The 24,585-nt window shown below is 69.0% G+C and carries 21 protein-coding genes; 16 read left to right on the forward strand and 5 right to left on the reverse strand.

Translation table 11 applies throughout. The annotated features are described in order from the left end of the window. Positions 1–52 precede the first annotated feature (52 nt). From Pth03_RS07685 to Pth03_RS07700, 4 genes are all read left to right on the forward strand, one after another. Entirely contained in the window at positions 53–793 is a 741-nt protein-coding gene (locus Pth03_RS07685) for a sulfite exporter TauE/SafE family protein (RefSeq protein WP_203943435.1), read from the forward strand. 212 nt (positions 794–1,005) lie between these two features. Continuing rightward, complete coding sequence (locus Pth03_RS07690) at positions 1,006–1,587, forward strand: DinB family protein (RefSeq protein ID WP_239118835.1); 582 nt, start codon at positions 1,006–1,008, stop codon at positions 1,585–1,587. Between the two features lie 140 nt (positions 1,588–1,727). Then, positions 1,728–3,866: a serine/threonine-protein kinase gene (locus Pth03_RS07695; RefSeq protein ID WP_203943436.1), complete on the forward strand. Its 2,139-nt coding sequence runs from the start codon at positions 1,728–1,730 to the stop codon at positions 3,864–3,866. Then, complete coding sequence (locus Pth03_RS07700; RefSeq protein ID WP_239118836.1) at positions 3,853–4,476, forward strand: nucleotidyltransferase family protein; 624 nt, start codon at positions 3,853–3,855, stop codon at positions 4,474–4,476. Before Pth03_RS07695 ends, Pth03_RS07700 begins: the two co-directional genes overlap by 14 nt. Here Pth03_RS07700 and Pth03_RS07705 read toward each other — a convergent pair. Then, a complete protein-coding gene (locus Pth03_RS07705; RefSeq protein WP_203943437.1) occupies positions 4,445–5,044 on the reverse strand; it encodes a PadR family transcriptional regulator in 600 nt (199 codons plus the stop codon). The genes Pth03_RS07700 and Pth03_RS07705 overlap by 32 nt on opposite strands. Positions 5,045–5,099: 55 nt before the next feature. Here Pth03_RS07705 and Pth03_RS07710 point away from each other — a divergent pair, with 55 nt between their 5' ends. Next, a complete protein-coding gene (locus Pth03_RS07710; protein WP_203943438.1) occupies positions 5,100–6,530 on the forward strand; it encodes an MDR family MFS transporter in 1,431 nt (476 codons plus the stop codon). Between the two features lie 126 nt (positions 6,531–6,656). Here Pth03_RS07710 and Pth03_RS07715 read toward each other — a convergent pair whose 3' ends face one another. After that, positions 6,657–7,781 carry a DUF3103 family protein gene (locus Pth03_RS07715; protein WP_203943439.1) on the reverse strand — a complete coding sequence of 375 codons (1,125 nt, stop codon included), beginning with the start codon at positions 7,779–7,781 and terminating at the stop codon, positions 6,657–6,659. A gap of 386 nt (positions 7,782–8,167) precedes the next feature. Here Pth03_RS07715 and Pth03_RS07720 point away from each other — a divergent pair, with 386 nt between their 5' ends. Continuing rightward, a complete protein-coding gene (locus tag Pth03_RS07720) occupies positions 8,168–8,998 on the forward strand; it encodes a DUF11 domain-containing protein (protein ID WP_203943440.1) in 831 nt (276 codons plus the stop codon). A 379-nt stretch (positions 8,999–9,377) separates the two neighbouring features. Here Pth03_RS07720 and galE read toward each other — a convergent pair whose 3' ends face one another. Continuing rightward, positions 9,378–10,334 (reverse strand): UDP-glucose 4-epimerase GalE, encoded by a 957-nt coding sequence (gene galE / locus Pth03_RS07725; protein WP_203943441.1) that lies wholly within the window; start codon positions 10,332–10,334, stop codon positions 9,378–9,380. A gap of 165 nt (positions 10,335–10,499) precedes the next feature. On the opposite strand from galE, the gene Pth03_RS07730 reads away from it, so the two are divergent. The 3 genes from Pth03_RS07730 to Pth03_RS07740 all read left to right on the forward strand — a co-directional run bounded on the left by Pth03_RS07730 (position 10,500) and on the right by Pth03_RS07740 (position 13,902). Continuing rightward, on the forward strand, positions 10,500–11,825 hold the full coding sequence (locus tag Pth03_RS07730; protein WP_203943442.1) for a hemolysin family protein: 1,326 nt from the start codon (positions 10,500–10,502) through the stop codon (positions 11,823–11,825). A 44-nt stretch (positions 11,826–11,869) separates the two neighbouring features. Beyond that, positions 11,870–12,874, forward strand: coding sequence for a tryptophan--tRNA ligase (trpS, locus tag Pth03_RS07735; protein ID WP_203943443.1), 1,005 nt, complete (start codon positions 11,870–11,872; stop codon positions 12,872–12,874). A 62-nt stretch (positions 12,875–12,936) separates the two neighbouring features. Then, positions 12,937–13,902: a YihY/virulence factor BrkB family protein gene (locus Pth03_RS07740; protein ID WP_203943444.1), complete on the forward strand. Its 966-nt coding sequence runs from the start codon at positions 12,937–12,939 to the stop codon at positions 13,900–13,902. On the opposite strand, the gene Pth03_RS07745 is transcribed toward Pth03_RS07740, so the two are convergent. Next, complete coding sequence (locus tag Pth03_RS07745; RefSeq protein ID WP_203943445.1) at positions 13,890–15,104, reverse strand: D-alanyl-D-alanine carboxypeptidase family protein; 1,215 nt, start codon at positions 15,102–15,104, stop codon at positions 13,890–13,892. The genes Pth03_RS07740 and Pth03_RS07745 overlap by 13 nt on opposite strands. A gap of 98 nt (positions 15,105–15,202) precedes the next feature. On the opposite strand from Pth03_RS07745, the gene Pth03_RS07750 reads away from it, so the two are divergent. The 3 genes from Pth03_RS07750 (at position 15,203) to Pth03_RS07760 (ending at position 18,085) form a co-directional block, all read left to right on the forward strand. Continuing rightward, positions 15,203–15,403 (forward strand): SCO4848 family membrane protein, encoded by a 201-nt coding sequence (locus Pth03_RS07750; protein WP_373318508.1) that lies wholly within the window; start codon positions 15,203–15,205, stop codon positions 15,401–15,403. Between the two features lie 28 nt (positions 15,404–15,431). Beyond that, the gene (locus Pth03_RS07755) at positions 15,432–16,598 is read left to right on the forward strand and encodes a glutamate--cysteine ligase (protein ID WP_203943447.1); all 1,167 of its coding nucleotides are present in this window, start codon (positions 15,432–15,434) and stop codon (positions 16,596–16,598) included. Positions 16,599–16,840: 242 nt separating this feature from the next. Then, the gene (locus Pth03_RS07760; protein WP_373318509.1) at positions 16,841–18,085 is read left to right on the forward strand and encodes an amidohydrolase; all 1,245 of its coding nucleotides are present in this window, start codon (positions 16,841–16,843) and stop codon (positions 18,083–18,085) included. Between the two features lie 38 nt (positions 18,086–18,123). Here the strand turns inward: Pth03_RS07760 and Pth03_RS07765 are convergent, their stop codons facing one another. Further along, on the reverse strand, positions 18,124–19,323 hold the full coding sequence (locus Pth03_RS07765; protein WP_203943448.1) for an AI-2E family transporter: 1,200 nt from the start codon (positions 19,321–19,323) through the stop codon (positions 18,124–18,126). 212 nt (positions 19,324–19,535) lie between these two features. Here Pth03_RS07765 and Pth03_RS07770 point away from each other — a divergent pair, with 212 nt between their 5' ends. From Pth03_RS07770 to Pth03_RS07785, 4 genes are all read left to right on the forward strand, one after another. Next, positions 19,536–20,564 (forward strand): BMP family lipoprotein, encoded by a 1,029-nt coding sequence (locus Pth03_RS07770; protein ID WP_239118838.1) that lies wholly within the window; start codon positions 19,536–19,538, stop codon positions 20,562–20,564. A 165-nt stretch (positions 20,565–20,729) separates the two neighbouring features. Beyond that, positions 20,730–21,788, forward strand: a complete 1,059-nt coding sequence (locus tag Pth03_RS07775) for a BMP family lipoprotein (RefSeq protein ID WP_203943449.1) — start codon at positions 20,730–20,732, stop codon at positions 21,786–21,788. A 103-nt stretch (positions 21,789–21,891) separates the two neighbouring features. Next, positions 21,892–23,424, forward strand: coding sequence for an ABC transporter ATP-binding protein (locus Pth03_RS07780; protein ID WP_203943648.1), 1,533 nt, complete (start codon positions 21,892–21,894; stop codon positions 23,422–23,424). Next, positions 23,421–24,554, forward strand: coding sequence for an ABC transporter permease (locus Pth03_RS07785; RefSeq protein ID WP_239118839.1), 1,134 nt, complete (start codon positions 23,421–23,423; stop codon positions 24,552–24,554). Before Pth03_RS07780 ends, Pth03_RS07785 begins: the two co-directional genes overlap by 4 nt. Positions 24,555–24,585 lie beyond the last annotated feature (31 nt).

A 24,585-nucleotide genomic window follows, 5' to 3' on the forward strand; every position in this document is an offset into this window, starting at 1 on the left:
ACTGAGGTATCCGTAGGCTGCCGACTATTTTGGGAGGTCGGATGTGCTGCGGGTGAGCCTTCTTGTGGTCGCGGGGGCGGTCGGCGGCATGATCGGGTCGGCGGGCGGCACGGCCTCGCTGATCACGTATCCGGCCATGCTGGCGGTCGGGATCCCGCCGCTGGCGGCCAACGTGACCAACTCGGTGGCTTTCCTGGCGAGCTGGCCCGGGTCCGCGCTCGGTGGACGGCCGGAACTGATCGGCCAGGGACCGTGGCTGTGGCGGTGGGCACCGCTGACCGCCGTCGCCAGCGCGCTCGGCGCCGGCCTGCTGTTGCTCACCCCGGCCGCGGTCTTCGACCAGTTGGTGCCGTGCCTGCTGGCCGTCGCCGCGCTGGCCCTGCTCGCACAGCCGAAGATCTCGGCGTGGCTGGCCCGCCGCGGCGACGGGGGCGGCCTGAAGCGACTACTACCGATCGGCCTGGCCTTCAGCGCGATATACAACGGCTACTGGGGGGCGGGGGCGGGCATCGTGACCCTCACCGTGCTGATGATCGCGTCCAAGCAGCGGTTCGCCCAGGCCAACGCGTTCAAGAACATGTTGCTCGGCGTCGCCGATGTGGCCTGCTGTGCCGTGCTCATCGTGTTCTGGCCGGTGGACTGGGCGGCAGCCGTCCCGCTGGGCGCGGGCTTGCTGGCCGGCAGCATGGTGGGCCCCGCAGTGGCCAGACGCGTGCCCGCCTCCGTCGCCCGGGTCACCACCGCGCTCGTCGGGCTCGGGCTCGCCGTGAGCTTGTGGATCGGGAACCACTGAAGCTGAACGCCCTGACGCCCGCTCGAGTCATGGTTCCAACCCCGCTTACGTTGACGTCCTGGGGAGATCGAGACCTGGGCCGTCAAGCCTTCGGAGCGGCCTCGAATGTTCTTCCCGGCACCCAGGAAGGCGTGCTCCCGCGTGGTCGGGTATAGGTGCAGGCGTCGATAATCCGTTGCCGGCCGCCATGCGCGAAGCCGATGATTGCGGCCATGGCCACCACCCGACGAGCCGACATGTTCACCGCGGACGGCAAGCCGTCTGACGACGACCCGCGTGAGAACGGGCCGACGTTGGGCGACGAGCGCACCACGCTGGTCGAAGCCCTGCGCTGTGCACGCCTCACATTGGAGATGAAATGCTCCGGCCTTGATGCGGAGGCCATGGCGCGGCGTTCCGTCGAGCCGTCGACGATGTCACTCCTGGGGCTGGTGCGGCACCTGGCCGAGGGGGAGCGTGCGACGTTCCGGGTGATGATGGCGGGACAGGACGTGCCCCGGCTGTTCTGCTCCGACACCGACCGTGACGGTGATTTCGACGGTGCCCTTCCCGACCCTCAGGTGGTTGCGGAGGCGTGGGACGCATGGCGGGCGGAGGTGGACTTCGCCACGCGGTTCGTGGCCGAGGCGCCCAGTCTCGACATCACCGGCGACGATCCCTTGAATCTGCATGGCAGCGGTGGTGGGCAGATGTCGCTGCGCGAGGCGCTGGTCGGAATGATCTGGGAGTATGGCCGCCACATGGGTCACGTCGACCTGTTGCGCGAGCGGATCGACGGACGCATAGGCCAGTGACGGGCTCGCCGAAACGCTTTCCCCGCCACTTCACGGATCGAAAGCGAAAGGTTGCGGCGCGGTATCGGTTGACAGGCAACCACCCGGGTGCGACGTAAAGTTTTCCACGACATCGTTTTGCTGAATCGTGGGGATTGCGGATGCCGCAGGTCGCGCCGCTCGGTCCGGGGGACCCGACCGAGCTCGGTCCGTTCGTCCTGACCGGCCGCATCGGTGAGGGCGGCCAGGGCGTCGTCTACCTGGGCGAGAACGAGGCGGGCGAGCGGGCGGCCGTCAAGTTGCTGCACGTCAAGTTCAGCGGGGACGCCACCGCCCGGTCGCGGTTCGCCCGCGAGCTGCGGGCGGCGCAGCGTGTCGCCGGGTTCTGCACGGCGGGCGTCGTCGCCGCCGACCTCGAAGGGGACACCCCGTACATCGCGAGCGAGTACATCGAGGGCAGGTCGCTGCGGGAGACGGTGGAGTCGGACGGCCCGCTCACCGGAGCCGAGCTGGAACGCCTGGCGATCGGCACCGCCACCGCCCTGATCGCCATCCATCACGCCGGCATCGTGCACAGGGACTTCAAGCCCGACAATGTGCTTCTGGCCGAGGACGGGCCGCGGGTGGTCGACTTCGGCATCGCCCGCATCGTCGACACGACGGGCACGGTCACCAGCCGCGCGGTCGGCACTCCCGCCTACATGGCGCCGGAGCAGATCTCCGGCGAACCGGTGGGCCCGCCGGCCGACGTGTTCGCGTGGGGCTCGACGATGGCCTTCGCGGCGACGGGCACGGCGGTCTTCGGCGGCTCGTCGATCGCCGCCGTGCTGAACCGCATCCTCAACCACGACATCGACATGAGCCTGCTGCCGCCGCAGATCCGCGAGGTCGTGCGGGCCTGCCTCACCAAGGCCGCGGCCGACCGGCCCACCGCCGACGAGATCCTGCTGCGGCTGCTCGGCCGGCCCGGGTCGGGAAGCGCGTCCGACGACGTGCTGGCCGAAGGCGCCCAGGCCGCCAATCCGGAGACGGGCGTCTCCCTGATCCCCGCCTACAGGGACGACGCGGATTCCGCTGCGCGCACCGGGCCCGATGCGGCCGACGCCGATGACGACGCGGCGGTCGAGGACGCCGAGGACGACGCGGCCGGCCGTACGGGCGGCGAACGCGCCGACGGCGAGACACCGGGGGAGAGCACCGACACCGACTGGGTGGCGATCTTCAGAGGCGCCGCCGCGCCCCCGCCCGGCGCCGCCCGTGCGCCCACCTACCCGCGGGTTCCCCCGGTCGGCGCCGCAGACGACCAGCCGCGCACCGTCAGGTTCGGCACGCCGCCCGGCCGGCCCCCCGCACGCCCTCGTACGGCCGGCAACAGGGCACGCTGGATCGCCGTCATCACGACGGTCGTCGCCCTGCTCGCGACGGGCGGGACGGTGATGGCCAGCCGGATGGGCCTCATTCCCGGCGGGAACGCCGGTCCCTCGGGCGGCGCCGGCACAAGCACCTCGCAGGATCCGGGAACGGCCCCACGCCTGGTCTCGGTGGCCGACAAGGCGAAGGACACCGGAACCCTCACCATCGGGGTGAAGGGGGACCTGCCGGGCGTGGGCCACCAGCCTTCCGCCGGGGCTGCGTTCGTCGGCCTGGAGATCGACGTCGCTCGGTACGTCGCGGGCAAGCTCGGGGTGCAGCCGAGCGGCATCACGTTCCGCAGGATCAGCAGGGGCGAACGCGCGGGGCTGCTCAAGAACGGCCAGGTCGACATGGTGGTGGCGACTTACGCCTACGACCAGAGCCGCGAGGACATGGTCACGTTCGCCGGGCCGTACTACGTGGCGCACACCGACGTGCTCGTCTCCAGCGGCTCGGGCATCAGCGACCTGTCCGACCTCGCGGGCCGCCGCGTGTGCGCGCCGCAGGGCAGCATGTCGTTCTCGGCCGTGGCGACGGCGGCGGGGAAGCTGGTCGCGGTGCCCGCGGAGAACTACGCGGTGTGCATGGACATGCTGACGGCGGGCACGGTGGACGCCGTTCCGGGCGACGACCTGATCCTGGCGGGCTTCGCCGCCCGGGTCACCGGGATGAAGCTGTCGGTGCTCGGGCTCGACCTGAGCGACGAGCGTTACTCCGTGGGGTTGCCCCCGAAGGACGTGAAGGCGTGCATGGCGGTACGCGACGCCGTCGCCGAGATGTACGCCGACGGGACCATGCGATCCCTGCTCGCCAAGTATTTCCGCAACGTGGATTTCGTCCCGGAGGAGGCGACCCCGCCTGCGATCCCGTGCAGTGGCGCCGCGTAGCCGCGCGATGATCTCCCGGCTTCCCCTCGACGAACAGCTCGCCGCGTTCCGCGCGGCGGTGTCCCGCAACGACGTGCTGGTCGAGGTGATGCAGCGCGCCGCCGGCCTGGGTCTGCCCGGTTGGTACCTGACCGGGGGATGCCTCTTCCAGACGGTGTGGAACGTCGTCACCGGCCGCAGCCCGGATGCGGGCATCCTCGACTACGACGTCTTCTACTTCGACGACCGCGACCTGTCGTGGGAGGCCGAGGACGAGGTGATCAGGGCGGGGCGGGAGGTCTTCGCCGGCCTGGAGGCGCACGTGGAGATCCGCAACGAGGCGCGGGTCCACCTCTGGTACGAAGAGAAGTTCGGCGTGCCGTGCCCGCCGTACACGTCGAGCGAGGCGGCGATCGACAACTTCGTCGCCACGACGTGCTGCCTGGGCGTCCGCGTCGAGGTCGGCGGCGGCTGGCGCGTCTACGCTCCGCACGGCCTGTCGGACGTGTTCGACCTCGTCCTGCGGCCCAATCCGGTGCTGGCTCCCCGGGAGGTCTACGAGGCCAAGGCCGCGAGGTGGAAGGGGCAGTGGCCCGAGCTCACGGTGCTGGACTGGCCGCAGCGTCCGTGATCGCCGGGTCCGTGATGACCGGGTTGGCGGGCCGTCGTCGCTCGATGTCGGCGATCGCGTCGGCGGCCCCTGCGATCAGGGCGTGCTCCTGGCGGATGCCGAGGTCCAGCGCGTACGCGCCGAACCTGCCCCGGCCCCACTCCTCCGTGGCGTTCTCCGCGGCGGACAGCATGACGTGGAGCCTCTCCAGCTCGGCCAGCCTCTGCTCCCAGCCGTCCTTCATGCGGCGCAGCACGGCGATCGCCTCGTCGGGTTCGAGCAGCGGGACGAGGAACGCCTGAAGGGCGAACTCATTGCGCTGCGTCGAGACCGGAGCGTGGTCGAGGAGCCACCGGCGTAGCTCCGCGTCGCCGTCGGGGGTGATCCCGTAGATCTTCCGGCCGCGTGCGCCCTCGGCCTCGATCGCGATGAGACCGTCGGCGGTCATCTTGGCGAGCTCCGGATAGATCTGGCTGTGCCCGGCCTGCCATACGTGGGCGACCGAGGTCTCGAACTTCTTGGCCAGGTCGTATCCGCTGGCAGGCCCTGAGGCGGCCAGCAGGCCGAGCAATGCGATCCGCAGCGACATGGCGACAGCATATCTCAGACTTGACATGTAACTACAGACATGTCACTTTCGACACATGCCACAGAAGAACGGACTCCTCCTGCTCGCCGTGCTCGGCGGGATGTTCCTCGCGATGCTCGACCAGACGATCGTCGGGACGGCCCTGCCCCGAATCACCACCGAGCTCGGCGGCACGAACCTCTACACCTGGGTCGTCACGGCCTACCTGCTGACCTCGACCGTCACCGTCCCCCTGTACGGCAGGCTGTCGGACACCTATGGCCGCAAGCCCCTGCTGCTCGTCGGAGTGGCGGTCTTCCTCGTCGGCTCGGTTCTGAGCGGAGCCGCCCAGAGCATGGCGCAGCTCATCGCCTTCCGCGGCCTGCAGGGCCTCGGCGCGGGAGCCCTGCTCCCACTGTCCCTCGCCCTGGTCATCGACCTGTTCCCGCCGGAGCGCAGCGGGCGGGTGCAGGGCGCGCTCGGCGGGGTGATGGGTCTCAGCTACATCGCGGGCCCCTACCTCGGCGGCCTGTTCACCGACCACGCGAGCTGGCGCTGGGCCTTCTACGTCAACGTCCCCATCGGCCTCGCGCTCATCGCCGTCATCTGGCTGCGGCTGCCGTACCGGCGCGGCGAGGGCGGCGGGGCACGGCCCGACTATCTCGGCATCGCGCTGTTCACCGCCGCCATCAGCGCGCTGCTCGTCGGCCTGACCGAGAAGGGGCTCGACGACCACACGTGGACGAGTGCCCCCGTGCTCGGCCCGATCGCCGCAGCCGTCGTGCTGCTCGCCGTGTTCGTGGCCGTCGAGCGCCGCGCCGCGCAGCCGATCGTCCCGCTGCACCTGTTCGCCAACCGCACCTACACGCTCGTCAACGTCGCGTCCTTCTTCACCGCGTTCTGCATGTACGCCGGAGTGGTCTTCCTGCCGCGCTACTTCCAGGAGGCCCACGGCCTCAGCGCCACCGCCTCCGGCCTGCACATCTACCCGCTGATGTTCGCCATCGTCGTCGGCAGCATGGTGACCGGGGCGCTCATCTCGGCGACCGGCCGCTACAAGCCGTGGCTCGTGGCCGCGCCGTTCCTGATGGTCGCGGGCTCGCTGCTGTGCGCCAACCTGGCGGTGAACACTTCTACGATCGCCCTCGCATCCTGGATGATCCTGATCGGCCTCGGGATGGGCCCTATGCTGTCCGGTCTCACCGTCGCCATCCAGTCGGCCGTGCCTGCCCGTTTCACCGGCACCGCCAGCGCCAACCTGACGTTCTTCCGCCAGATCGGCGGCTCGGTGGCGCTCGCCCTCGCGGGCACCGCGTACACCACCGTGGTCACGCGGGAGGCGCCCGTCCACGGGCTGCAGGCGGCACACGCTTCCGCCACCGCCACCGTCATCCCCTGGCTCGGCGTCGTCGGCGCGGCCGTCGCGCTGGTCGCGCTCGCGCTCATGCGCGACGGAGGCATGCGGCGCGCGCCGCAGGCGGCGCAGCCCGTGCTCGCCGAGGTGTGACGGCGGGCGTCGCGCTCCACCACCGCACGGCGACCGCGCCGCTCACCCCGGTGGAGTGCCCGATGGGAGAGCAGGCCCCTCGCACCGCTCAGGGGCCTGCTCTTCATGCTTCTGCGCTTGCGCCGGTCAGAGTTCGGAGACCCAGTACGGGGTGACGTCCATCCAGCCGTTGCCCGCGGCGCCGTTCAGGCGACCGCTGCTCGAGGTGGACAGGGTGTACCACGAGTCGACGTAGTCCGGGTCGTCGGTCCACCAGGAGGTCGGGATGGCCGAGATGATCGCGTTGACCAGCGGGACATAGGCGCCGTAGTCGACGATCGTGAGCAGCGCGCCGGCGATGGACTGTGCCAGCGCCTGGTAGTTGGTGTCTCCGTCGTCCTCCATCATGACGACATCAGCCAGGTTGTACTTGTAGGCCGAGAAGTGCACGAGCAGCTGGTTGGGGTAGTACGTGGTGCCGTCGTTGTCGAGGTAAGGCATCTGCACGATGTCGACGGCGGGTTTGCCGTCGAGCCTGAAGCCGCCGACGACGCTGTAGATCTCGGCGGCCCCCTTGATCCAGGGCTCCTTGTCGTCGTTCAGCCTGACGGCGGTGACCTTCGTGGCCCAATATCCGCCGGCCTGCGCCGTCGCGAACGACTGTGTGGTCGCGGAGGGCCGCGCCTCCGTGATGCCCTGGGAGGCCAGGGTGTCCCGCATGACCTGCAGCCCCATCGGCAGCGCCTTGGCCACGTCGACGTCCACCACGAGAACCGGTCGCGCGGGCGGCTTGACCGGGTCGAGGCGAACGCGCCCGCCTGACGGGTCGTATGCGGTCACCGCAGCCGGCTCGTCGTCGGAAGGCACCGCGGCGACCAGGGGGACTTCGCCGCGCGCCAGGGCCGCACGCATGGTCGGATCCGCCAGCCGTACGCGAAGCAGCGAACCGCCGGTCGCCGGCAGTCCCTTGGCGGCGAGCACGGCCGCATTCGCCGCGCGCGTGGACCCGCCGAGGGCCGTGTCGCGCTCGAGTGTCACGAGGTCGGCCGGGCCGGATGCCGTCGCCGACACCGTACGGTCGAGGACGTGCCGGTCGGCCAGTGCACCGGCGATCTGCCGGGCAAGGCGATCGGTGACGGCGAACACCTCGTCAGAGGACGCGGCCGGGGCGGCCGCCTTACTGCCGGATGGGGGTGTGGCGGCGGCAGCGGTGCCGGTGGTCAGGGCGAGCGCGGTCACGGAGGCGAGGGCGGCCATGAGGATTCGGGTCACGAGCCTTCTCCTTCTGTCTCAGGGCTCCGGTCGGAGGGGGCCGGTCGTGGAGGCGCTGGACAGGAGAAGGGTGACAATCCCTGACAATCGCGGAAAGGTGAATCACCTCCCATATGTCAAAGCCGGCTTGTCGGATTCTGCCGCTGATCTCTCCCGGCGTGTCCCATGAGCTGGTGCAATGCCCCACGCCGGTGATGTAGGGCGGCGGAAACGGCGCGGAAACGACAGGCGATCTTCTGTCGACGACCACATGGCGCCGACGGCCCGGCCCGGGGCGGTGCGACGGCGCGGCGGCCACCGAGAAGGCATGTTTCGCCAGCGTGTCGCACGGATACCGGCGCGCTCCCGCACGGTTCAATTGATCGCGAGTGTTTCGGGGGAGCTTCATGGGTCGCAGGGTCGTCACGGGTTTGGTGTGCGTTTTCGTCGCCGGAGCGCCGCAGCCGGTGCTCGCGGCCGAGCGATGGGGAACGGCCAACCTGGCCGTCGGCATAACGGCGTCCCCGAAGGTGGCCCAGCCGGGCCAGCCGCTCACCTATCACATCAAGGTGCACAACAACGGCCCCGGCGACGCGGTGCTCCCGGTGCTACGGGTGCGCACCCCCCGCGACTTCCAGATCGTCAACGTCGACGTCTCGGAGTGCACGCCGGGACGCGGCCTCAACGAGGTGGTCTGCCGGGCGTCGAGGGACGTGCTGGCCGGAGGATCCGGCAGCATGACGATCACGGGCCTGATCAGGCCGGGTGCCCACGGCCCGCTCCACGCGACGGCGAGGCTCTCGTCGGAGATCGTCGACTCCGACGATGCCGACAACAGCGCGGAGACGGTGACCAGAGTGGATGAGGGAGCCGACCTGGCGGTCCGATTCGGGGAGGCCGCGAGGTTCACCCGGCCCGGCCACTGGTTCGCCGTCCGCGCCGACGTGCACAACCGCGGTCCACGGGTCGTGCGCGACGCCTACGTCTACCTGCAGCCCCGCCGGGCGCGGCTGGAGTCGGCGACCGGCGGTCGCTGCCGGAGCGCGGCCGCCTTCATCGGGTGCTCCCTTCCGCCGATCAGATCGGGCGCCACCGGCCAGTTGCAGCTCGTGTTCCGCGTGCCGTCACGGGCGTCGCACAACGTCGCGACGATGGCCACCGTGTACTCCCGCAGGATCGGCGACCGCCGCCCGGCCAACAACCAGGCTCGGATGCGGGTCGCCCTCCGCCACGGCTAAGACGGCCAACCCTTGTGGTGATCATGCAGAAGTTCGGCGATCGGGCCGTTCACCTGCGCAAACGTTAGTCGTGATCATGCAGAAGTTCGGGGATCGGGCCGTTCGCCTGCGCAAACACCAGTCGTGATCATGCAGTTGTTCGCCGATTCAAAGCCTGACCTGCGGAGACGCTTATCGTGATCATGCGCGAAACTGGCGTCCTCGTCTGGCTCTCGCCGTGCGTGGTGGGCAGGAAGTGCATGATCACCGATGGCATATACGCACGTCAGAGCACATATCTTCGAAGTACTGCATGATCACGACTGGCGTTTGCCCAGCTCAACCGCCATTCCCTCGAACTTCTGCATGATCACGCCCAACGGGGGGGTGGGCGGGAGCGTCAGGCCGACCGGACGGCGTTCCAGGCGTCGGCGACGATGCCGCGCAGAGAGGTGTGCTCGGGCTTCCAGCCGAGCTCGCGCTGGATCTTCTCCGAGGAGGCCACCAGCGTGGCGGGGTCGCCCGGCCGCCGGGGGCCCGTGGACACCGGGATCTCGTGACCGGTGACCTCCCGGCAGACCTCGATGACGTCCTTGACGGAGAACCCGGTGCCGTTGCCGAGATTGAAGATCTGGTGCGTGCCCGCCGCGCAGGCGTCGAGGGCGAGCAGGTGCGCGTTGGCCAGGTCGGTGACGTGCACATAGTCGCGCACGCAGGTGCCGTCGGCGGTCGGGTAGTCGTCGCCGAACACGTTGATCGACTCGCGCTCGCCGAGGGCGACCTTGAGCACGTTCGGGATGAGGTGGGTCTCGATCGTGTGCCGCTCGCGTTGCCGGCCGTACGCTCCGGCGACGTTGAAGTACCGCAGGCTGACGGCGGCCAGGCCGTACATGCCGGCGAAGGCCGTCAGCGCGGTGTCGACGGCGAGCTTCGACGCGCCGTACGGGTTGGTCGGCCGGGTGGGGTCGGTCTCGACGATCAGGCGGCCGGCAACGGACGGCTCGCCGTACGTCGCCGCGGTGGAGGAGAAGACGATGCGGCCGACGCCCGCCTGGCGCATGGCGTCCAGCAGGGCGAGCGTGCCGCCCAGGTTGTGCGACCAGTACAGCCCCGGCTTCTCGACGGATTCGCCCACGAGGGACTTGGCCGCGAAGTGGAGCACTCCGTCGAAGCCTTCCGCCAGGAGGTCGTGGGCCTCGGCGACGGTGCCCTCCACGAACCGGGCCCCGGCGGGCACCGCGTCCCTGTGCCCCGTCGACAGGTCGTCGAGCACCGTGACGGTATGGCCCTCTTCGACGAGCCGTGCCGCGACGACGCTGCCGATGTACCCTGCCCCACCAGTGACCAGCAGCTGCACTGTGTACTCCTGTTGGAATTTGTTGGATTATGTATGCCTAGTCCTAGCTTACGCGGTTCGCGACCGGGAAAAGGCGAGGCGCCAGGCAGTACCGTGATCTGAGACGTCGGCACGAGATCGCGACTGGCAGCCGGCGCGATCACATCCTGTGAACGGACTGATGACGTGAGCAACGTCGCGGTGACCATCGCACTGGTCCTCATATTCATTCTGATCTGTGGTTTCTTCGCCGCCGCCGAGATGGCGCTGGTCTCACTCAGGGAGAGCCAGATCAGGCGGCTGAGCACGACGGGCCGCCGCGGCGCCCGCGTGCAGAAGCTGACGCGCGACCCCAACAGGTTCCTGTCGTCCATCCAGGTCGGCGTCACCGTCGCCACCGTGCTGTCGGCCGCCCTCGGCGCCGACACGCTGGCCGGGCGGCTGGAACCCGTCCTCACGGGCTGGGGCTTCAGGGGCAGCGTCGCGGGCCCCGTGGCCTTCGTGATCGTGACGCTCGGCATCTCGTACGTGACGCTGGTGCTGGGCGAGCTCGCTCCCAAACGCCTCGGCCGGCAGCGGGCGGAGTCGTTCTCCCTGCTGGTCGCCCCGCTGCTCGACCGCATCGCCACGCTCTCACGGCCGGTGATCTGGGCGTTGTCGCAGTCCACGAACGGGATCGTCCGCCTGCTCGGCGGCAACCCGTCCGCCGACAGGGCCGCGATGACGACCGAGGAGCTGCGGGACATGGTGGTGGGCCACAAGGAGCTCACCCAGGACGAACGCGACGTGATCGCCGAGGTCTTCGCCGCGGGCAAACGCCAGCTCAGGGAGGTGCTGTTGCCCCGCACGGAGGTCGAGTTCATGGCGGCGGACACGCCGCTCGCCGAGGCCGCGGTGCTGGCGGCGGCGATGCCGCACTCGCGGTTCCCCGTCTACCGCGACTCCTACGACGACATCATCGGGTTCGTCCACGTCCGCGACCTCCTCGACCCGGTGCTGACCGGGCGGATCGAGCCCATCAGCGAGCTCGTCCCGATCAGGCCGGTCAAGCTGGTGCCCGCGAGCAAGCGGGTGCTGGTGACGCTGGCCGAGATGCGCGACGAGGGCCACCACCTGGCGATCGTGGTCGACGAGTACGGCGGCACCGACGGCATCGTCACCTTGGAAGACCTCGTCGAGGAGCTCGTCGGCGACATCCGCGACGAATACGACCAGGACGGCCAGGCCGTACGGGTCATCGCGGGCGACATGGAGATCGAGGGCCTGGTCAACCTGGACGAATTCGCCGGTCAGACCGGGGTGCGCCTGCCCGACGGGCCGTACGAGACGCTCGGGGGCTACGTGATGGCCACGCTGGGGCACCTGCCGCAGACCGGGGAGGTCGCGGAGGCGCCGGGGATCAAGCTCACCGTCACCGAGATGGACGGCCGCCGGATCGCCCGCGTCCGCGTCACCCGTACGGCTCCCGCCGCGCAGCCGGGCGACGGCGACGCGGGGGAGGGCCGGGAGTGAGCCCTGTCGCACACGCCGGTGCATCCCTGCCAGAATTGGGTGTCATGGCTCGTCCTCGCGTTCTGTCCGGCATCCAGCCCACCGCCGACTCGTTCCACCTGGGCAACTATCTCGGCGCTGTGCGGCAGTACGTCGCGCTCCAGGAGACCCATGAGGCGTTCTATTTCATCGCCGACCTCCACGCGCTGACCGTCACGCCCAAGCCCGACGAACTGCGCCGCCGTACGAGGGTCGCCGCGGCCCAGCTCTTCGGGGCAGGGCTCGACCCCGACCGGGCGGCCGTCTTCGCGCAGAGCCAGGTGCGCGAGCACTCCGAGCTGGCGTGGTACCTCATCTGCCAGACGGGCATGGGCGAGGCCGGCCGGATGACCCAGTTCAAGGACAAGTCTGCGAGGTACGGGGAGAGCACGGCCAGCGTCGGCCTGTTCACCTACCCGATCCTCCAGGCGGCCGACATCCTGATCTACCAGGCCGACCAGGTGCCCGTCGGCGTCGACCAGAAGCAGCACCTGGAACTCAGCCGCGACCTGGCGCAGCGGTTCAACAGCCGGTACGGCCCGACGTTCAAGGTGCCCAACCCGTACATCCTCAAGGAGGTCGAGAAGATCGGCGACCTCCAGGAGCCGACCGCCAAGATGTCGAAGTCCTCGTCGAGCCCCCAGGGCATCCTCGACCTGCTGGAGGAGCCGTCGGCGCTGCGCAAGAAGGTCATGCGGGCGGTGACCGACACCGGCAGCGAGATCGTCGCCGACGAGGAGAACAAGCCCGGCGTCACCAACCTCCTGCGGATCCACTCGGCGATCTCGGGCGTCGGCATCCCCGACCTGGAGGCGAGGTTCGCCGGTCAGGGCTATGGCGCGCTCAAGAAGGAGATCGCAGAGATCGTCGTCGAGACGTTCGGGCCGATCAAGGAGCGCACGGAGAAGCTCCTCGCCGACGAGGCCGCGCTCGATCGGATGCTCGCGGCGGGCGCCGCCCGGGCGCGCGCCGTCGCCCAGGAGACGATGGAGAAGGTGCGCGACCGGCTCGGGCTGCTCCCCACGTCGTGATCTCGCCCGGCAGCGGGCCGGAACGCCCGCGTCACGCCTGCTTCGCGGGGTAGTGATCGTCCATGGCGGCTGGGAGGGCGAGGGGCATCGTCGCGGGCGCCGTGGAACGGGTCACCCGCCGCGTGGACGCGGCGCGGGCCTGGGGCCGCGGCGTCATCGAGTACGGGCGCATCCGCTTCCCGTGGGCCGACCACCTGATCCGGACGGTCCAGCGCTACCAGGTGCAGTCGGGCGACCGGCTGGCCGGGGCGTTCACGTATTTCGCGTTCCTGTCGTTCTTCCCGCTGATCGCGCTGGCCTTCGCGGTGACCCAGTTCGCCGCGCCCGGCGTGCTCGACACCCTCATCAGGGCGATCAACGAGCAGTTCCCCGGGTTGGCGTCGAAGCTGCAGATCGACAAGCTCAAGGACGTCAGGACGAGCGCCGGGGTCTTCGGCCTGGTCGGCCTCTTCTACGCGGGCCTGGGCGCGATGGACGCCCTGCGCTCGGCCCTGCGTGAGATCTGGATGGTCGCGGAGCCGCCGCTCAACTACTTCCGGGGCAAGCTCAGGGACCTGGTCGCGCTCGTACTCGTCGGCGTCACGCTGATCGTGTCCGTCGCCGTGGGCGGTTTCGCGACCGGGGCGACCGGAACGGTGACCGGATGGCTCGGCATGGGCGACACGGCACTCGGCGGGGCGCTTGTGTGGATCACCGGGCTGCTCGTGAGCGTCGGCGCCGACGTCGTGCTGTTCCTCGTCATCCTGGGCTGGCTCGCCAAGCCGCGGGAGCCGTTCCGGGTGGTCTTCATGGGGGCGCTGCTCGGCGCGGTCGGGTTCGGCCTGCTCAAGCAGGTCGCCACCCTGATCCTCGCGGGAACGCTGCGCAACCCGGTCTACGGCGCGTTCGCCGTGATCGTGGGCCTGCTGCTGTGGATCAACCTGGCGGCACGGGTGATCCTCTACGCCGCCGCGTGGACGGCGACGGCGACGATGGGCCCGCCGCCCGAGCCCACTCCCGTTCCCGCGATCGGGAATCAGTCCGGCTGATCCCGCCGCCTGCGGCGGCGCATGCCGTACCCGACGAAGAGGGCGCCCACGAGGCCGCCGCCGAGCACCAGCGTCGCGATCAGCGGGGCGTGGTCGGTCCACCGGCTCGCGGCGGCCGGTTGCGCGGCGGTGCTGGGCCGTACGGCGGGTGAGGACTTCTTGGGCGCGGGCGGCGGAAGGGGCTTGACGAGCGTGCCCACAGGGGTCGCCTTGCCGTCGACCGCGAAGCCCCAGTCGAGCAGGCTCGCGACCTCGTCCCAGAAGCCGCCGGGGTGATGCATGATCACGACGATGATCGTGTGGCCGTTGCGGGTGGCCGCCCCCACGAAGCTGCCGAGCGCCTTCGTGGTGTAGCCGTTCTTGACCCCGATCATGCCCTTGTATTTGCCGAGCAGCTTGTTGTGGTTGGCGATCTCGTAGTAGGCAGGAGGGGATTTCGTCGGGGTGGGTGTGTCGGGGGTGGGTGTGTCGCGGTCGTCGTCACCCTGCCGATTGCGATCTTTCTTCTTGTCGAAGTCCTTCGGCGCCGGGAATTTGGCGGTTTTGGTCCTGATGTATTCGCGGAAGTCGGGCATGGCCAGCCCGGCCCGGGCGATCAGCGCGAGGTCGTAGGCGGAGCTGCGCTGGCCGGGCTTGTCGAGGCCGCTCGGCGTCTTGGCGACCGTGTCGTACGCCTGGAGCTTGCGGGCCTCCTTGTTCATGTCGGAGAGCGTCTGGGCGAGGCTGCCGTTCGACTCGGCGAGAGCGTCGGCGGCGTCGTTCCCCGAGACCATCAGCAACGCCCGCATGAGGTCGTCGACCTTGTAGATCGGCTTGGGCACCAGCCCGACGGCGCTGCCCTCCTCGTCGCACGCCCACTGGCTCGGTTTGACCGTACGGTTCTTGTCGAGGCGGGGGATGAGCGTGACCGCGGTGAGCGTCTTGAGCGTGCTCGCGGGCAGGTAGTGCCCGTGCGGGTCCTTCGCGGCGAGCACCGCGCCGGTGTCGGCGTCGGCGACGACGAAGGCCGACGCCTCGGTCTTGGGGGGCGGGGCGACCCCGGGCGCCACGATGATGCCGCGCCCGCCGAGCAGTTCGCCGCCGACGGGACCGGCCTGAGCGGCACGCGCGGCCCACGCGCCGGCAGGGGACGCCGTCGTGAGCCCGACCAGCGTCGTCGTCGTGAGCGCGGCCACGAGGGCACGGCGGTGATGGGTCGCCATAGGGGGATCAGCCTAGCTTCGCGTCTCTTCGCATGTAGGGACATGTCCCCCAAAGATCGCAGGCACAGTCGCTGCGGGCGTCACCCGATACTGTGAGGATGACGAGACGTGTATCGGGCTTTCTGTTGGCCCTCGCCGCTTTCATGATCTTTGAATGGGTCGACCTCGGGTTCAACCTTCAGGACGGACACGAGACGTCGTTCTACGTCGTCCATGGCGTGCTGATCGCCGTCAACATCATCCTCGCCCTCGTGCTCGGGACTGTCGGCGTGCGCGCGTGGAAGAGGGGTAGGCCTTAAGCAAGATTCCGAGTCACGGAGGCATGCGGTGGCGATCGCGTTCAATCCTTCGCACGGTCCGACCCTGGGCGTGGAATGGGAACTTCAGCTCGTCGACCGGCACAGCCGCGAGCTGCGCCAGGACGCCAAGGAGGTGCTCGCCGCGGTTCCCGAGCTGAGCGAGGGCCAGCGGCCGAAGGCCATGCACGAGCTGATGCAGTCGCAGGTCGAGATCGTCACGGACGTCTGCCATACGGCAGGAGAGGCCGTGCAGGACCTCAAGAAGAGCATCGACCGGATCCGCGAGGTCGTGGAGCCGCGCGGCACGGCCCTGGCCTGCACGGGCACGCACGCCATCAGCGACTGGCGGGACGCGGTCTACGCGCCCGTCCAGCGGTACGCCGAGCTGGTGGAGGAGATGCAGTGGCTCGCCTGGCGGATCCAGACGTTCGGCGTCCACGTGCATGTGGGGATCACCGATCGCGACAAGGTCATCCCCATCGTCAACGCCCTCGCCGCCTACCTGCCGCACTTCCTCGCGCTGACCTCGTCGAGCCCGTACTGGGGCGGACAGGACACGGGCCTGGCCTCCAGCCGGGCGATCGTCTTCGGCGCGCTGCCGACTGCAGGCCCGCCGCACCTGCTGGCCGACTGGGCCGAGTTCGAGGAGTACATGAACACGCTGCTCCGTGCGGGGACGATCAGGAGCATCAAGGAGGTGTGGTGGGACATCCGGCCGCATCCCGACTTCGGCACGATCGAGATCAGGATGTTCGACGGCATCCCGACTCCTCGCGAGGTCGGCATGGTCGTCGCGCTCTCGCAGAGCCTCGTGCAGCAGTTCGACCAGCAGCTCGACCGCGGCTACAAGTTGCCGCACCCGGCCGCGTGGGTCGTGCGCGACAACAAGTGGCGCGCCACGCGCTACGGCCTCGATGCGAGCGTCGTCACCGACGACCATGGCAGCACGGCGCCGATGCGCGACGTATTGTATGAACTTCAGCGCGAACTCCATCCGGTCGCCGATCGTCTCGGGTGTGCCGAGGAGCTGGCCGTCATGACGGACGTGCTGGAGCAGGGGAGTTCCTGCGAGCGCCAGCGGGCGATCCTCGCCGGCGGAGGAACCCTCCAGGACGTCGTCGACGCCACAACGATCGAGCTCGCCGAGGATCGGTTCGTGACCTCGAACCCCAACCAGGGGTCCGGCCATTCCTGAACAGCTATGTCCGATTTGTGCGTCAAAGAATGCCGACTTCTGACAACACGCAGTGGTCGGTGTAAATACTGGGCAATCCACCGCCTAGTACGGTCGCGGCGTGGAAAGATTGTGAATGAAGGGTCGGTGGTGGCGAGGCGCTCCCGCGACCCTTTCGAGCTTTCGACGTGAATCCTCAACGTGATTGCTCATGGCGACCCCGCGATCCGCGGCAGGGCGGTTCGCAGGAGAAGGGAATATCTGTGACCACCTCATCGAAGCTCGCTCCGCCTGACACGGGTCCGCCCGGGGGTAACGACCTGGCCGGGCAGCTGGCGGACTTCCTTCGCGAGCACAACGATGAGCTGATCGAGTTCCGGCGCGACGTCCACGCTCACCCGGAGATCGCTTTCAGCGAGCATCGCACCACCGAGAAGATCGCTGAACGGCTGACGGACGCGGGCCTGACGCCGCGCCTGCTGTCGCGGGGCACGGGCATGTGGGTCGACCTCGGCCGGGGCAGCGGCCCGACGGTGGCGCTGCGCGCCGACATCGACGCCCTGCCCATGGAAGACGAGAAGAACGTCCCCTACCGGTCGACCAACCCGGGCGCCTGCCACGCGTGCGGCCACGACGTGCACACCACCGTGGTGCTGGGCGCCGGGCTGTTCCTGGCGTCGCAGGCCGACGCCGGGGCGCTTCCCGGGCGGGTGCGGCTGATCTTCCAGCCGGCCGAGGAGGTCGCCGGCGGCGCCCTCGAGGTCATGCGCGACGGCGGGCTCAACGAGGTCGACCGGATCTTCGCGCTCCACTGCGACCCGAGGATCGACGTCGGTCAGCTGGGACTGCGCGCCGGCCCGATCACCGGATCGTGCGACCACATCCAGATCCAGGTGTCAGGGCCGGGCGGTCACACCGCCCGCCCGCACCTCACCGTCGACCTGGTCTACGCGCTCAGCAAGATCATCACTGAGCTTCCCGCCGCGTTGTCCCGCCGGGTCGACCCCCGCTCGAGCCTCAGCCTCGTGTGGGGCCAGATCACCGCGGGGTCGGCGTTCAACACCATTCCGGACATCGGGACCGCCCAGGGGACCATCAGGTCGCTCGACGAGAACGCCTGGCACCAGGCTCCCGACCTGGTCAAGGCGCTGCTCGACTCGGTCGCGGGCGCGTACGGCGTCGACGCCGAGCTCAACTACAAGCGCGGCACGCCCCCGACGGTCAACGAGGCGACGAGCATCCAGATGCTGCACGACGCCATCGACCAGGTGCTCGGCGAGGGCGCCGCCGTACCGACGCCGCAGAGCCTCGGCGGCGAGGACTTCTCGTGGTACGTCGAGTCGGTTCCCGGCGCGCTCGCCCGGCTCGGCACGCGCTCGCCCGGCGCGATCGACGAGGTGGACATCCACCGGCCCGAGTTCGACGTCGACGAGCGGGCGATCGGTTACGGCGTGAAGGTGATGGCCGCGACGGCGCTGACCGCGCTGTGGGGCGGAGAGAACCGCTGACGGCCTTCCGATGAGCGTCTCGGCCGGTCAGGGCATGCTCATGATCGGTCGAGGCGCGGGAAGGCGATCTCGCGGAGCAACAGCCGCAGTGCCGCCGCGACGGGGATCGCGATCAGCGCGCCGATCATGCCGAGCAGGGCGCCGCCGATGAGTACGGCGAGGACCGTGACGACCCCGGGCACGTCGACGGCCTTTCCCATGATCTTGGGGACGATCAGGTAGTCCTCCAGGAACCGGTAGGCGATGTAGAAGCCGAGCGTGGCCAGCGCCACCGGGAACGAGACCGTGAGCGCCACCAGGCAGACGACCACCCCGGCGATCGTCGATCCGACCACCGGCACGAGGTCGACGAGGGCGACGAACATCCCGAGGAGCACCGGGTACGGCACGCCGAAGGCCTCCAGCCACAGATACGTGGCCACCCCGGCGATCACGGATGTGATCAGGTTGCCCAGCACGTACGCCCCGACCTTCGTGAGGATCTCCTCGGTGATCGCGACGAATCGGGGGCGGCGGGAGCTCGGGACGCACCGGTAGATGGTGCCGGTGATGCGCGGCATGTCGGCCAGGAAATAGATCATGAGGACGCAGACGATCAGGAACGACGCCGCAGTGCTCAAAACGATCTTCCCGGCGCCCAGCAGCCCGCCCGCCAGGGAGACGCCGGCCCCGCCGGACACGAGCTCGGTCAGGCGCCGCTGGATCTGGAAGCGCTGGTTGAGCTCGCCCAGCAGGGAGTGACGATCCTGCAGGCTGCGGAGGTAGCCGGGCGCATCCTTCGCGAACTGGCCGGCCTGCTCGACGATGGTGGGGATCGCCAGCGCCAGGAAGCCGCCCACCAGCCCCAGCGTTCCCAGGATGACGCCCACCAGCGCCGCCCAGCGGGGCAGGCGCATCCGCACCAGCCACTCCACCGCCGGGTTGAGGCCGATCGCGAGGAACATCGCCAGGCCGATCAGCACCAGGACGTCCCTGGCACTGATGATCAGCTGGATCAGCGCATACGTCACCGCGACCCCGGCGGCCCCGCTCATTCCGACGAAGAACGGCGAGCGGCGGTCGAAAGGCCGGCCGAGTCTGCCGAACGGGCGCTCGCCGCGCGCGTCCTCGCCGCCGGCGGTGGGCACACGCCCGTGTTCCCGCTTGGCGGGTGTCGTGTGCTCCGGCTCGGGGCGCCGCTCGCTTCCCGCGGGTGCCCTCGGAGTCGCGCCCTTGCCGGCGGCACTGTCGTCGGCCATTGCGGCACTTCCTCTCCTCAGGATTCGCGTACCCCCGAATGGCCTTTTCGCATTCTGACAAGCGTCTTTGACTCACCATGCGCCACAAAAAACCCATAAAGACCATTTATTGGGGCAAAAATCACAGATTTGGACAGATGTTGTATTGATCGCTAGTTATCCCTTACTTCGCGTAAGCGACATTGGTTGACCAGGGCAGAGGGAGGGACTCTTTGCGGTCGATCGCGGCGCTCGTCGCGGGCGTTCTCATGGCATCCGCCGCCGGTTGCGGGACGACGGCTGCGCACACCGCCCATGCGAGCGTCGACGTGTCGTCGATGAAGGTGGGGCTCGCGTACGACATCGGCGGGCGGGGCGACCAGTCGTTCAACGACGCCGCGGCGGCGGGGCTCGACGACGCGAAAAGGAACCTGGGCCTGCGCCAGGTGAAGGAACTCGAGGCGACGCCGGGCGAGGGGGACCAGCAGAAGGCCGACCGCCTGCGTGTGCTCGCGGACGCGGGCTACAGCCCGATCATCGCGGTGGGCTACGCGTACTCGGACGCGATGAAGAAGGTCGCGCCCGACTTCCCGCACACGAGTTTCGCCATCGTGGACGACGACGCGGCGCGCGGGCGCAACGTCACCAACCTGCTTTTCGCGGAGGAACAGGGCTCGTTCCTCGTCGGCGCGTCCGCCGCGCTCAAGTCGCGGACGGGGCGCGTCGGGTTCGTCGGCGGAGTCCAGTCGCCGCTGATCGAGAAGTTTCAGGCGGGCTTCACGCAGGGCGTGAAGTACGTGAACCCGCGCGCCTCGATCGAGGTGAAATATCTCACTCAGCCGCCGGACATCACCGGGTTCGACGATCCCGCCAAGGCCCGGACGGCCGCCCAGGGCATGTACGACGCCGGTGCAGACGTGGTCTACCAGGCGGCGGGCGGGTCGGGGGCCGGGGTGTTCGAGGCCGCCAAGGATCACGAGGCGTGGGCCATCGGCGTCGACTCCGACCAGGCGCTCACAGCTGATCCAGAAGTTCGGCCGAACATCTTGACGTCGATGATGAAGAAGGTCAACGTGGCCGTGTACGACTACCTCGCCGGCATCGCCGACGGCACGATGAGGGCAGGTCCGACCGTGTACGACCTCCGGCTGGGAGGAGTCGACTACTCCACGACGGGAGGCCATCTCCGGGACATCGACTCCCGTCTGGAGGAGCTGAAGCAGCAGATCATCGTCGGCAAGATCAGGGTCGCTTCACACTGACCGCCGGTCACAGGGTGGCTTGGTCTCCATAACGGACCTATTGCGGACTTGTGTGCTGGTTTTGTCTATGCAGGTCAAACAACTATCTTCCGTGCAGGGTTGCCGTGCGTTCAGCGTGCGTGCGACGGAAGTTCGACGGCGCGGACACGGAAGGGGAGCTGCACCTTGCTCCGCAATAGGGTTAGCAAGCTGGCTGCCGCCGGCGCTGCGGGGGCCATGGTCATGGCCGTCGCCGCGTGTGGAGGTTCTGACAGCAACACATCGGCCACCCCCGGCGCCTCGGCGCCTGCCGCCTCCGCGGTCAAGGTGGGTCTCGCCTACGACGTCGGCGGTCGTGGAGACGGGTCGTTCAACGACGCCGCCGCAGCCGGCCTGGACAAGGCCGTGTCCGAGCTCAAGGTCACCTCCAAGGAACTTGAGGCGACGCAGGGCGAGACCGACACCCAGAAGGAGGAGCGGCTCCGCCTGCTCGCCCAGGGCGGCTACAACCCGATCGTCGCGGTCGGTTTCGCCTACTCCGGGTCGCTGGCCAAGGTGGCCAAGGAGTTCCCGGACACTCATTTCGCGATCGTCGACGACGACGCGGCGACGGGTGCGAACATCGACAACCTCGTCTTCGCCGAGGAGCAGGGCTCGTTCCTCGTCGGCGCGGCCGCCGCGCTCAAGTCGAAGAAGGGGGACGTCGGCTTCGTCGGCGGCGTCGACGTCCCGCTGATCCACAAGTTCCAGGCGGGCTTCGAGGCGGGCGCCAAGGCGGTCAAGCCGGACATCAAGATCCAGACGAAGTACCTGAGCCAGCCCCCGGACATGTCCGGCTTCGGCGACCCGGCCAAGGGCAAGACCGCGGCGCAGGGCATGTACGACGCCGGTGCGGACGTGGTCTACCAGGCGGCCGGCGGCTCGGGCGGCGGCGTCTTCGACGCGGCCAAGGCGTCGAACGGCCTCGCCATCGGCGTGGACTCCGACCAGGCGGCCCTCCCGGCCTACTCGGCGGTCAAGGACGTCATCCTCACGTCGATGGTCAAGAAGGTCGACGTCGCGGTCTTCGACTTCCTCCAGAGTGACGTGGCCGGCAAGTTCACGGCCGGCAAGCACGTCTACGACCTGAAGGCCGGAGGCGTCGACTACTCCACCACCGGTGGGCAGCTCGACGACATCAAGACGCAGCTCGACGAGTTCAAGCAGAAGATCATCAACGGCGAGATCACGGTCCCGACGTCCTGACCTGCATCTTCGTTCGGGGTCCGTGGGTAACGCCACGGGCCCCTTGGTCTACTGTCACAACCGATGCCCGCCATCAGGCACTCCGCGAAGTAAGGAGGCCGCCATCACCACCGCGACCGCCAATGAACCTGCCGTAGAGCTCGCCGGGATCACCAAGAGATTCCCCGGAGTCGTCGCGAACAAAGACATCGATCTGAAGGTCGCGAAGGGCCGGATCCACGCCATCGTCGGTGAGAACGGCGCGGGCAAGTCCACGCTCATGAAGATCCTCTACGGCATGCAGCGCCCGGACGAGGGTGTGATCAAGGTCGACGGGTCGCCCGTCACCTTCGGCACCCCCGGCGATGCCATCGCCCACGGGATCGGCATGGTTCACCAGCACTTCATGCTGGCCGACAACCTCACCGTCCTGGAGAACATCGTCCTGGGCAGCGAGCCGCGCAAAGGCGGCGTCGCCCTCGACTTCCGGGCGGCACGCAAGAAGATCAAGGAAATCTCCGACACCTACGGGCTCGGCATCGAACCCGACATGCTGGTCGAGGAACTCGGCGTCGGCGACCGGCAGCGCGTGGAGATCCTCAAGGTCCTCTACCGCGGCGCGCGGATCCTCATCCTCGACGAGCCGACGGCCGTGCTCGTCCCCCATGAGGTCGACGAGCTGTTCGACAACCTTCGCGGCCTGGTCCGCGAGGGCCTGACGATCCTGTTCATCTCCCACAAGCTCGACGAGGTCCTCCAGGTGGCCGACGCGATCACCGTGATTCGCCGCGGCACCACCGTGGCCGCGGTCGACCCCAAGGAGGTCACCGCGCGCAGGCTGGCCGAACTCATGGTCGGCAGCGAACTGCCCAGCCCGGAGACCCGCGAGTCGACCGTCACCGACGTGGTGGCTCTGGCCGTACGGGATCTGAGGATGGGCGCGTCGGGCCGCTCGGTCGTCGACGGCGTCGGCTTCGACATCCGCAAGGGCGAGGTTCTGGGCATCGCCGGCGTCGAGGGCAACGGCCAGGCCGAGCTGGTCGAGGCCATCATGGGAATGCGCCCGATCTCGTCCGGTTCGATCACCTTGAACGGCCGGGACATCACCCACTGGTCGACGCTGAAGCGCCGCGAGGCGGGCATCGGCTACATCCCCGAAGACCGGCACAGGCACGGGCTGCTGCTCGAGTCGCCGCTGTGGGAGAACCGCATCCTCGGTCACCAGACCCGCAAGCCCAACGTCCGCGGGATCTGGATCGACCGGGCGGGCGCCCGCCGCGACACCCAGAGGATCGTCGAGAACTACGACGTGCGCACCCCCGGGATCGAGGTGGACGCCGCCGCGTTGTCCGGCGGCAACCAGCAGAAGCTGATCGTGGGCCGTGAGATGAGCGGCGATCCCGTGCTGCTGATCGCCAGCCACCCCACGCGCGGCGTCGACGTGGGCGCGCAGGCGGCGATCTGGGACCACCTGAGAACGGCCCGCGCCGCGGGCCTGGCCGTACTGCTGATCTCGGCCGACCTGGACGAGCTGATCGGCCTGTCCGACTCGTTGAAGGTCATTCTCCGCGGAAAGATCGTCGCGGACATCGACCCGACCTCCGTGACCCCCGAGCAGCTCGGCTCGGCCATGACGGGCGCCGGGGAGGGCGCATGAGTTCCTTTCTCGACCGGATGCTCGGGCGGGTGAAGCTGGGCGGCTGGCTCGCGGTGGCCGCGCCGCTGCTCGCCGTCGTCTTCGCCGCGGTCATCACCTCGGTGATCCTGCTCGCCACGGGCAAGGCGCCGCTGGAGGCCTTCAACGCCCTCGCGCAGTACGGCGCGCAGCCCCGCACGATGGTCACAATCATCAACACGGGCACCGAGTACTACATCTCGGCGCTGGCCGTCGCCATCGGCTTCCGGATGAACCTCTTCAACATCGGCGTCGACGGGCAGTACCGGCTCGCGGCGGTGGTGGCCGCAGGGGTCGGAGGCGCTGCGCTCGTACCAGGCGTGCTCAACATCGTCCTGGTGATCGTCGTCGCGGTGATCGTCGGCGCGCTCTGGGCGGCGATCGCGGGCCTGCTGCGGGTGACCCGCGGCGTCAGCGAGGTCATCTCGACGATCATGCTGAACTCGATCGCCACGGGCATCGGGTCGTGGCTGGTGAAGAACTACTTCGGCGTCCTGACGGGCAACGAGCTCGCCACCAAGGAGATCCCCGCCGACGCGCACGTGCCCGGCATGGCGCTCATCCCCGGCACCCAGCTCCAGGTGAGCGGCTTCGTCGTGCTGGCGATCGTCCTCGGCGTCGCCTACTACGTGCTGCTCAACCGGACCAGGTTCGGATTCGAGCTGCGCGCCACCGGCAAGTCGGAGTCCGCGGCGCTGTCGAGCGGCATCAGCCCCAAGAAGATGATCCTCACCACGATGATCATCTCAGGTGCGATGGCCGGGTTCATCGGCATGCCCGAGCTGCTCGGCTCGTCGTACAAGTACGGCACCAACTTCCCGACGGGCCTCGGCTTCACCGGCATCGCGATCGCGCTGCTGGGCCGCAACACCCCCGTCGGCATGGCGATCGGCGCGCTGCTGTGGAGCTTCCTGGACAACTCGTCCGACACACTCCAGCTGCTCGACATCTCCAAGGAGATCGTGGCCATCATGCAGGGAGTGATCGTGCTCTCCGTGATCATCGCGTACGAGCTGGTGCACAGGTATCGCATCGTGGCGGAGCAACGGCGGGTCAGCCGCGAGCTGGCCGCGCCGAAGGGTCCCCAGCAGGTGGAAGGCGCCCCGGCATGAGCGTGAGAAACGGGAGGACCACCTCCGGCGG

The organism is Planotetraspora thailandica (assembly GCF_016863335.1).
GTDB lineage: Bacteria > Actinomycetota > Actinomycetes > Streptosporangiales > Streptosporangiaceae > Planotetraspora > Planotetraspora thailandica.